Here is an 8,068-nt window from a genome sequence, read left to right as displayed (position 1 = left end):
TATGTATGTAAAGCGGGATAAAAGCGGTGCAATTATCGCCATCAGCCGCGAAGCCACGGATGGCTTTTCAGAATCTGTGTCGGCAGATTCGCCAGAGCTTGTGAGTTTTATGCGCACACTGCAGCCCGAGGCCTATCAGGCGTTGCTTGACAGCGATCTGCAAATGGCGCGGGTGATGGAAGATGTCATTAATTTGCTGGTGGATAAATCGGTAATTCGTTTTACCGATTTACCCGATGCGGCTCAGGCAAAACTGTTGCAACGTGAACAAATTCGCGAACGTCTACATAGCTTGAGCTTCTTCGATGACGATGACACTCTGGGGCTTTAGCCCAGAGTGTGGTTGCCTGGCGCAGGAGACATCAGTACTCTATTCAACGGATGGCGGGACCTGTAAAGGCGTCAAAATTAAGCTCGGCTAAAACATTTTGTTCGTCTGAGCAAATCACCCCTTCGGCTATCATTACGGCCCCTAACGAATGGCCTATGCCGCAAAGGCTTTGCATAAAGTTGTGATTGATTTGATTCGTGTGACAATCGCGAATAATCGCGCTGTCTACTTTTAAATAATCAAGCCCAATACCTTCCAGCTCGCGAATTTTCGTAAACTCAAGCCCAACGTGTTCCAGCCCCACTTTGCAGCCTAACTGCCTTAATTCAGCGCTAAAACTCTTCAGTTGGGGAAGGTGACGAATAGCGCAGCTTTCCGGAAACTCCAACCATAGTTTGTCGCAAACAGCTGGGCATTGCCGCAGTAGGCTACGTACCTTGGTGCGAAAGTCGGCGTCGCACAGGGCGCTCTCCGAGATGTTGACAGCGCACTGATCGCCGCTGTGCTGAATGTTTTTTAGCGCTTGATTAACTACTAACCAGTCGACTTCGGGTAGTATGCCCAGACGCCTGGCCCAGCCGACAAAATAGCCCGCACTTTGCCATTGACCTTCCAGCTCCAGACGCACCGGATTCTCCCAGTGTAGCAGTGTGCCATTTTGCAAACGCACAGCGAATTCGCCTAAGTGTACTCCCTGAGCCAAGGCTTTGTTTAGGGCCGCGCGCCACTGAACCAGGTTGCGCTGTTGGCTCTGGTCTTGTGTCGCAACTTCTACGCCCCTGTTACCGCGCTGCTCAGCCAGCGCCAGCAGTCCATCTAGCGTGGCCAGTACCTGGCCGCGCTGCTTACCCCTGTTCAACAAGGTGGCAGCCAGTGGCAGGCTGACCGTAATGCCCTCTGGAACTTTTTTATTTAACGCACTCAGCAATTGCTCACTGAGCGTGTTGGCGCAGGACTGAAGGTCTTCCTGATAGGGAGCAACAAGCACAAAATCAGTACCATTTAAGCGTCCGATGATGGTCTCTGCACCAGGTTCGCGATCATTCAATTGCTGCGTTAGTGTGCGCAATAAAGTGTCTACTTGGTCGCGACCTAAACGCTGATTGAGATCGTTGAGGTTTAGCAGGCGAACCATATAAATAGCACTATCCTGCGCGGCGTCCTCACGCCCCAACAAGCTGTCTAGCAAATTGAGAAAGTGGTTGCGGTTGGCAATGCCTGTGACTTCGTCCTGTTGCGATTGGGTGCGCAAACGCTCCAGCTTTTCTGTCTCTTTCTCTAGCATGGCTTTCACGCTAGCCGATAACTTATTCATGGCGCGTACCAGCTTGCGAAATTCACGAGTTCGCGGTTCGCTTGAGGTGACAAAATGGCGTTGGCCGATGGACTCGGCCTGATCTACCACCCGGCCCAAGGGACGAGTGATAACTTTTAGCACCAGAGTGCCCACAAGACCGCAAGCAAGGCCTGCGATTACCAGCCAAAGCAAAAGTTTCAGACTGCTATTCCATAACTCTTGTTGCGCGTAGCGTGAATGGCTTTGAACTTCTAAGGTGGCGTATTGTTGCCAGCCGTCTTGAATCTGAGCTATACCCGGTTGCACATGAATATTCAGAAGTTGTGCAAACCAGCCGGGAACCGAGTGCTCGGAGCTTTGCGGGGTATAGCGACGCTCGACGATGATTTTTCCTGCGGGATCGAGCAGACGAATGCTTTGATAGTGGCCGCTGTCAAACTGCGCGCTAATCAGTAACTCCAGCGTGACCGGATCTTTCTCCATCTGGGTGATCGATAGCGCAAGAGAGTTGGCGTTGTCGATGTTTTTCAGCTGTAGCTGCTGCTCTAAATATTCGCGGGCTGTGAGGGTGCTGATAAAAAAGCTCCCACCCAAAGCCAGTATCAGTATTAGGCAGATTCCTATCCACACTTGTTTAGTCAAGGACATTGCGCTTCACCTCTTGGCTTGTGCGGGAATTGCTCATAGTTAAAAACCTTCTTGTTGCATTCGTTGTAACACGTCGCGCCAGCGCGATAAGCGGGCGGTGGGGTCTGATGTGGATTTACTGCCGCCCAGCCACAACCCCTGGCTGTTGAAACTAAACACAGGAGTAAGGTCGGTTCTTTGGCTTGCGGGCAAAATGAGAGGGTTAAGATTATCCAGAATCAGGGGCTCGGCGTCGGGGGAGGAAAAGTACCCCAGCACCATATGTGCCTGGACTCTGCCGCCGGTGTTAGCACGCACGTAAATCAAGCGCAGGTGCTCGGCTGGCATACCTAGCTTTAGCAGCGAAAAGTATTTCGCGATGGTGAAATCTTCACAGTCGCCGCCGCGTACTCCCATGGTTTGCATGGGTGTGGCCCAATAGTCTTTTTCTTTCCAGAGCAGGCGATCATCGCTAAAGGTTAAGCCGCGGTTAAAAAAGTCGTTAATACTCTGTAATTGCTGCTGCGTATTTTCTGGTTTGCTGCGCTCTAGCAATTCAAACCAGGCGCGCAGGTAACTGACGCCATCTTCGCCGTAGTTAGCTTGCATTATTTCGGTGAGCTTGTTGTGTTGCAGGGCGAGAGGGGCGAGAGTAAGCGTAAGCAGAAATACAGTTATTAGGGCCCGCGTGGCAACGGGCTTACGCCAGCGGCTGGCTGGTTGTTGGTGATATATTTTTTGTCGTAATTGCAGCCGCTTCAAACCGTCATTCGCAACATTGTGAACAGTGTTGCGAGTATAGCAGCTGGGGTGTCTCGGCTGTATTCGATTCGCCCTAATGCAGAGTACGGCGCTGCTTGGCGGGGGTGGGCGCCTCAGAAACGGGTTTGCTTAGTACTTCACGGTCGGATTCGGCCTGCTGCAATTGCATAAGCTGGCGTTTTAAACGGGACACTACCTTCGACATGATCTCGGTAGTCTGCTCCAGCTGATCCAGCGTGAACAGCATTTCGTCCGGGTCGAGCTTTTTATTTGACTTTTGCATGGCTTTTCCAGAAAAAGCGGCCCCGTAGGGCCGCCTGAGATTAATCCCAGCTCAGGGCGCCGCCTGTTTGATATTCGATCACACGGGTTTCAAAGAAGTTTTTCTCTTTGCGTAAATCCATGATTTCGCTCATCCAGGGGAAGGGGTTTTGCGCACCCGGATACTGCTCTTTTAGACCTACCTGTGCCAGACGGCGGTTGGCGATAAAGTGCAGATACTCTTCCATCATCGCAGCGTTCATGCCCAAAATGCCGCGCGGCATAGAGTCGCGGGCGTAGGCAATTTCCAGCTCGGCGCCTTCAACCACCATTTGCGTGACTTCTTTTTGGAACTCTGCTGTCCACAGGTGGGGGTTTTCCAGTTTAATCTGGTTGATGACATCGATGCCGAAGTTCAGGTGCATAGATTCATCGCGCAGAATGTATTGAAACTGCTCGGCGACGCCGGTCATTTTGTTGCGACGGCCCATGGACAGAATCTGGCTGAAACCGCAGTAGAAGAAAATACCCTCGGTAACCACATAGAAAGCGACCAGGTTGCGCAGCAGCTCTTGGTCGGTCTCTGGGGTGCCGGTGGTGAAGGTCGGGTCGCCCAGTGCCTGGGTGTGCTTCAGGCTCCAGGCCGCTTTGGCTGCTACCGAGGGCAGTTCGCGGTACATGTTAAAGACTTCGCCTTCGTCCATGCCCAGAGATTCAATGCAGTACTGGTAAGCGTGGGTGTGAATCGCCTCTTCAAAGGCTTGGCGCAGAATGTATTGGCGGCACTCCGGGTTAGTAACCAGGCGATACAGTGCCAATACCAGGTTGTTCGCAACCAGAGAGTCAGCGGTAGAGAAGTAACCCAGCGAGCGCATGACTACGCGGCGCTCGTCTTCGGTAAGGCCTTCGCTGCTTTTCCACAGCGAGATGTCCGCAGTCATGTTCACTTCTTGCGGCATCCAGTGGTTGGCGCAGCCATCCAGGTATTTTTGCCAGGCCCAATCGTATTTAAAGGGCACCAGCTGGTTCAGGTCGGCGCGGCAGTTGATCATGCGCTTGTCGTCAACCTCAATACGCTGGGCGCCCATTTCCAACTCTTCAAGACCGGGGGCAACGTCCAGGTGCTCCAGCGATTCACGCGCGGCTTTTACCGCGTCAGTGGTCGCCGTTGCCTGAGAGGCATCCGCACTGGGGGCGGGCTCTGGTTGTGGCGCTTTTGGCGGCGCAGCGGGTGCTGGCTTTTTCGGTTGTGCGGTTTCTTCGGTATTAAAATCGTCCCAGCTCAACATGGTGACAGTATCCTTTAACGTTTGTGCATGTTCGCCCGACCGGAGTCGGGCGGCTAGAAAATTACTGGCAGGCTTCGCAGTCTGGATCATCCAGTGAGCAGGCCTGAGGCACAGGGGCCGCTTGCGGCTCGGCGCTGGCTCCCGCCGGCTCCGCACTGCTGGCTGCAACACCGCCGCCACCGCCTGCGGATACCGCGTTCAATGAACCGGTGCTGATGGTGGACTTCTCGGTAGTGGTAGCCGCCAGTGCACGCAGGTAATAGGTGGTTTTCAAACCCTGGAACCAAGCCATGCGATAGGTAACATCCAGCTTTTTGCCATTGGCGCCGGCAATGTAAAGGTTCAAGCTCTGCGCCTGATCAATCCACTTTTGACGACGGCTGGCCGCTTCTACGATCCAGCGCGGCTCAACTTCAAAGGCGGTGGCGTACAGCTGCTTGAGGTCGGCCGGAATGCGGTCGATTTTTTGCAGCGAGCCCTCGTAGTATTTGAGGTCGTTTACCATAACGCCATCCCACAGGCCCTGTGCCTTAAGGTCGCGTACCAAGGATGGGTTTACTACCGTAAATTCACCCGACAGATTCGATTTAACGTACAGGTTCTGATACGTAGGCTCGATGGACTGGCTCACGCCGGTAATATTGGCAATGGTCGCCGTCGGCGCAATGGCCATCACATTAGAGTTGCGCATACCCTGGGTTTTTACTTTCTCGCGCAAGCTGTCCCAGTCGAGGCGCTGAGTGCGGTCTTGCTGAATATAATCGGCGCCGCGCTGCTCAGCGAGAATCTCAATGGAGTCGATGGGCAGTTGGCCTTTGCTCCACAGTGAACCGTCAAAGGTGCTGTAACGACCGCGCTCGGCGGCGAGGTTAGAGGACTCTTCAATGGCGTGGTAGCTGATGGCCTCCATGGACACATCGGCAAACTCCACCGCTTCGGGTGAGCCGTAAGCAATGTGTTGTGCGTAGAGCGCATCCTGAAAGCCCATTACGCCTAAACCAATGGGGCGATGGCGCAGGTTAGAGGCGCGTGCGGTATCCACCGAGTAGTAGTTAATGTCAATCACGTTATCCAGCATACGGATAGCGGTTTTGACTGTAGCAGCCAGCTTGTCGCGATCCAGTTGGCCGTCCACGATGTGCTGCGCCAGGTTGATCGAGCCCAGGTTACACACGGCAATCTCTTCATTGGCCTTGGTGTTCAGGGTGATCTCTGTGCACAGGTTGGACGAGTGCACCACACCTACGTGCTGCTGCGGGCTGCGCAAATTACAAGCGTCTTTAAAAGTGATCCAGGGGTGGCCGGTTTCAAACAGCATGCCCAGCATCTTGCGCCACAGGTCTACCGCCTTGAGTTTTTTGTGCAGTTTCAGCTTGCCTTCGGCGGCCAGCTGCTCGTAGTGGGTGTAGCGCGCTTCAAACTCGGCGCCGTATAAGTCGTGCAAATCGGGCACGTCATTGGGCGAGAACAAGGTCCAGTCTTTGTCCTCAAACACGCGCTTCATAAACAGGTCGGGCACCCAGTTGGCGGTGTTCATATCGTGGGTGCGGCGACGGTCGTCACCGGTGTTTTTGCGCAGCTCCAAAAACTCTTCAATGTCCAAATGCCAGGTTTCCAGGTAGGCACAGACGGCGCCCTTGCGCTTACCGCCCTGGTTAACCGCAACGGCTGTATCGTTGGCCACTTTTAAGAAGGGCACTACGCCCTGAGAGCGACCATTGGTGCCTTTAATGTAAGAACCCAAAGAGCGCACAGGGGTCCAGTCGTTGCCCAGGCCACCAGCAAATTTGCTCAGCATGGCGTTGTCCTGCATCGCGCCGTAAATGCCGTGCAGGTTGTCGGGCACGGTGGTCAGGTAGCAAGAGGACAGCTGCGGGCGCAGGGTGCCGGCGTTAAACAAAGTCGGGGTTGAGCTCATGTAATCGAAAGAGCTCAACAGGCGGTAGAATTCGATAGCGCGCTCTTCGCGGTTGTCTTCTTCCACCGCCAGACCCATGGCCACACGCATAAAGAATACTTGCGGCAGCTCGATGCGCACATCGTTGCTGTGAATAAAATAGCGGTCGTACAGAGTTTGCAGACCGAGATAAGTAAATTGCAGATCGCGCTCGGCGAGCAGGGCTTCACCCAGCTTTTCCAAATCAAAGTTCAACAGCTCTGGGTCCAGCAACTCAAGCTCGACACCTTTGCGGATGTACACCGGCAGGGCGCGAGCGTAGTAAGTCTGCATCTCGGTTTGGGTAGCGGCCTCGGCGATACCCAAAAAGCCCAGCGCTTCGGCGCGCAGTTTATCTAGCAGCAGGCGCGCGGTGGCGTAGCTGTAATTAGGCTCTTTTTCTACCAGGGTACGGGCGGTGATCACCAGCGAGGTATTGACGTCTTTGAGCGACACGCCGTTGTACAAGTTGCGCATCGCCTCGTCGAGAATGGCTTTCTCGTTGACGTCTTCCAGCCCCTGACAGGCTTCGCTGACGATGGTGCGCACCCGGGCCATATCCAAAGGCGCAGTGCTGCCATCGTCCAGGGTAATTTGCAGGGTGGGGTAATCTGGGTCTTCTTGCACCTCAGAGGCGGCCCCCGGCGTGCTTTGCGCACGCATACGCGCGTGCTCTTCGCGGTAGAGCACGTAGTCGCGGGCCACTTTGTGCTCGCCCGAGCGCATCAAAATCAGTTCTACCTGATCTTGAATGTCTTCAATGTGCATAGTGCCGCCCGAGGGCATGCGACGCTTGAAGGTGGCGGTGATCTGCTTGGTCAGGTTATCGACAGTTTCGTGCACACGGCTCGAGGCCGCTGCTGTGCCGCCCTCCACTGCGAGAAACGCCTTGGTCATGGCGACCGCGATTTTACTCGCGTCAAAGGGAACCACGGTGCCGTTGCGCTTGATCACGCGCAGCTGGCCCGGGGCTGTGGCTTCCAGGTCGTGTTTGGCATCGGCGTGGGCGCCGGCTTGGGTCTTGGCGACTTGGGGCTGGTCTGTTTCTGTGTACATTAAGTTCTCCGCGAAGGTTCCCTGTCTAATTAGAATGGTCGGTTCCAATGAGGCGCAGCAGCCTGGCCCGGCCTAAGTTTGTGCGTTGTAACGGTTTACTGCGCTTCGCCACAGAGACGAGTGGCGAAGATACATCGGGTTCGGGCCTGACTCGTGGGTCGAGCCCCTTGGCTGAATGCAGCCTGGATACATGCTGTAAGACTTCGGGTGGGTGTAGCACGGCCTTTTACGTTAGTGGCTCAGTAAACTGGCGGCTCACTAGTAGTAGTGGGTGCTGTATCTAAAACCCTATATATGGGTGTTTTGCCGAAGCGGGATACAAGATAATGCGGTTTTTGACCGAATGCAAGTGAAGAACAGGGGCCGTAAGCTGTGGATAAGGTGTGGGTACTTTGTTCTGTGAGCGACTACTAACTTTGTGTGCCCGTGCAACACTGAGGGGCGTCTGCGAAAAGGCAGGACGCCTCAGATTAGAATAAATTTTTATGACAGTGTTGCTGTTTATTCAA

Annotated in this window: 6 protein-coding genes; 1 reads left to right on the top strand and 5 read right to left on the bottom strand. The window is 54.3% G+C overall.

All coding sequences use genetic code 11. From position 1 onward, the window contains the following. The first annotated feature begins 1 nt into the window (after nucleotide 1). On the top strand, nucleotides 2–331 hold the full coding sequence (locus NHM04_RS05970; RefSeq protein ID WP_254266085.1) for a hypothetical protein: 330 nt from the start codon (nucleotides 2–4) through the stop codon (nucleotides 329–331). A gap of 43 nt (nucleotides 332–374) precedes the next feature. On the opposite strand, the gene NHM04_RS05965 is transcribed toward NHM04_RS05970, so the two are convergent. The 5 genes from NHM04_RS05965 to NHM04_RS05945 all read right to left on the bottom strand — a co-directional run bounded on the left by NHM04_RS05965 (nucleotide 375) and on the right by NHM04_RS05945 (nucleotide 7,559). Continuing rightward, nucleotides 375–2,276 carry a LapD/MoxY N-terminal periplasmic domain-containing protein gene (locus NHM04_RS05965; RefSeq protein WP_254266084.1) on the bottom strand — a complete coding sequence of 634 codons (1,902 nt, stop codon included), beginning with the start codon at nucleotides 2,274–2,276 and terminating at the stop codon, nucleotides 375–377. A gap of 39 nt (nucleotides 2,277–2,315) precedes the next feature. Next, nucleotides 2,316–2,864 carry a transglutaminase-like cysteine peptidase gene (locus NHM04_RS05960; RefSeq protein WP_254266083.1) on the bottom strand — a complete coding sequence of 183 codons (549 nt, stop codon included), beginning with the start codon at nucleotides 2,862–2,864 and terminating at the stop codon, nucleotides 2,316–2,318. Nucleotides 2,865–3,090: 226 nt separating this feature from the next. Continuing rightward, complete coding sequence (locus NHM04_RS05955) at nucleotides 3,091–3,300, bottom strand: hypothetical protein (RefSeq protein ID WP_254266082.1); 210 nt, start codon at nucleotides 3,298–3,300, stop codon at nucleotides 3,091–3,093. A 40-nt stretch (nucleotides 3,301–3,340) separates the two neighbouring features. Next, nucleotides 3,341–4,567, bottom strand: coding sequence for a ribonucleotide-diphosphate reductase subunit beta (locus NHM04_RS05950; protein WP_254266081.1), 1,227 nt, complete (start codon nucleotides 4,565–4,567; stop codon nucleotides 3,341–3,343). Nucleotides 4,568–4,628: 61 nt separating this feature from the next. Then, a complete protein-coding gene (locus tag NHM04_RS05945; protein ID WP_254266080.1) occupies nucleotides 4,629–7,559 on the bottom strand; it encodes a ribonucleoside-diphosphate reductase subunit alpha in 2,931 nt (976 codons plus the stop codon). Between the last annotated feature and the right edge of the window lie 509 nt (nucleotides 7,560–8,068).

Source organism: Gilvimarinus sp. DA14 (assembly GCF_024204685.1).
Lineage (GTDB): Bacteria > Pseudomonadota > Gammaproteobacteria > Pseudomonadales > Cellvibrionaceae > Gilvimarinus.
Note: the sequence above shows the minus strand (reverse complement) of the source record. Positions and strands in the feature narration are given on the sequence as shown.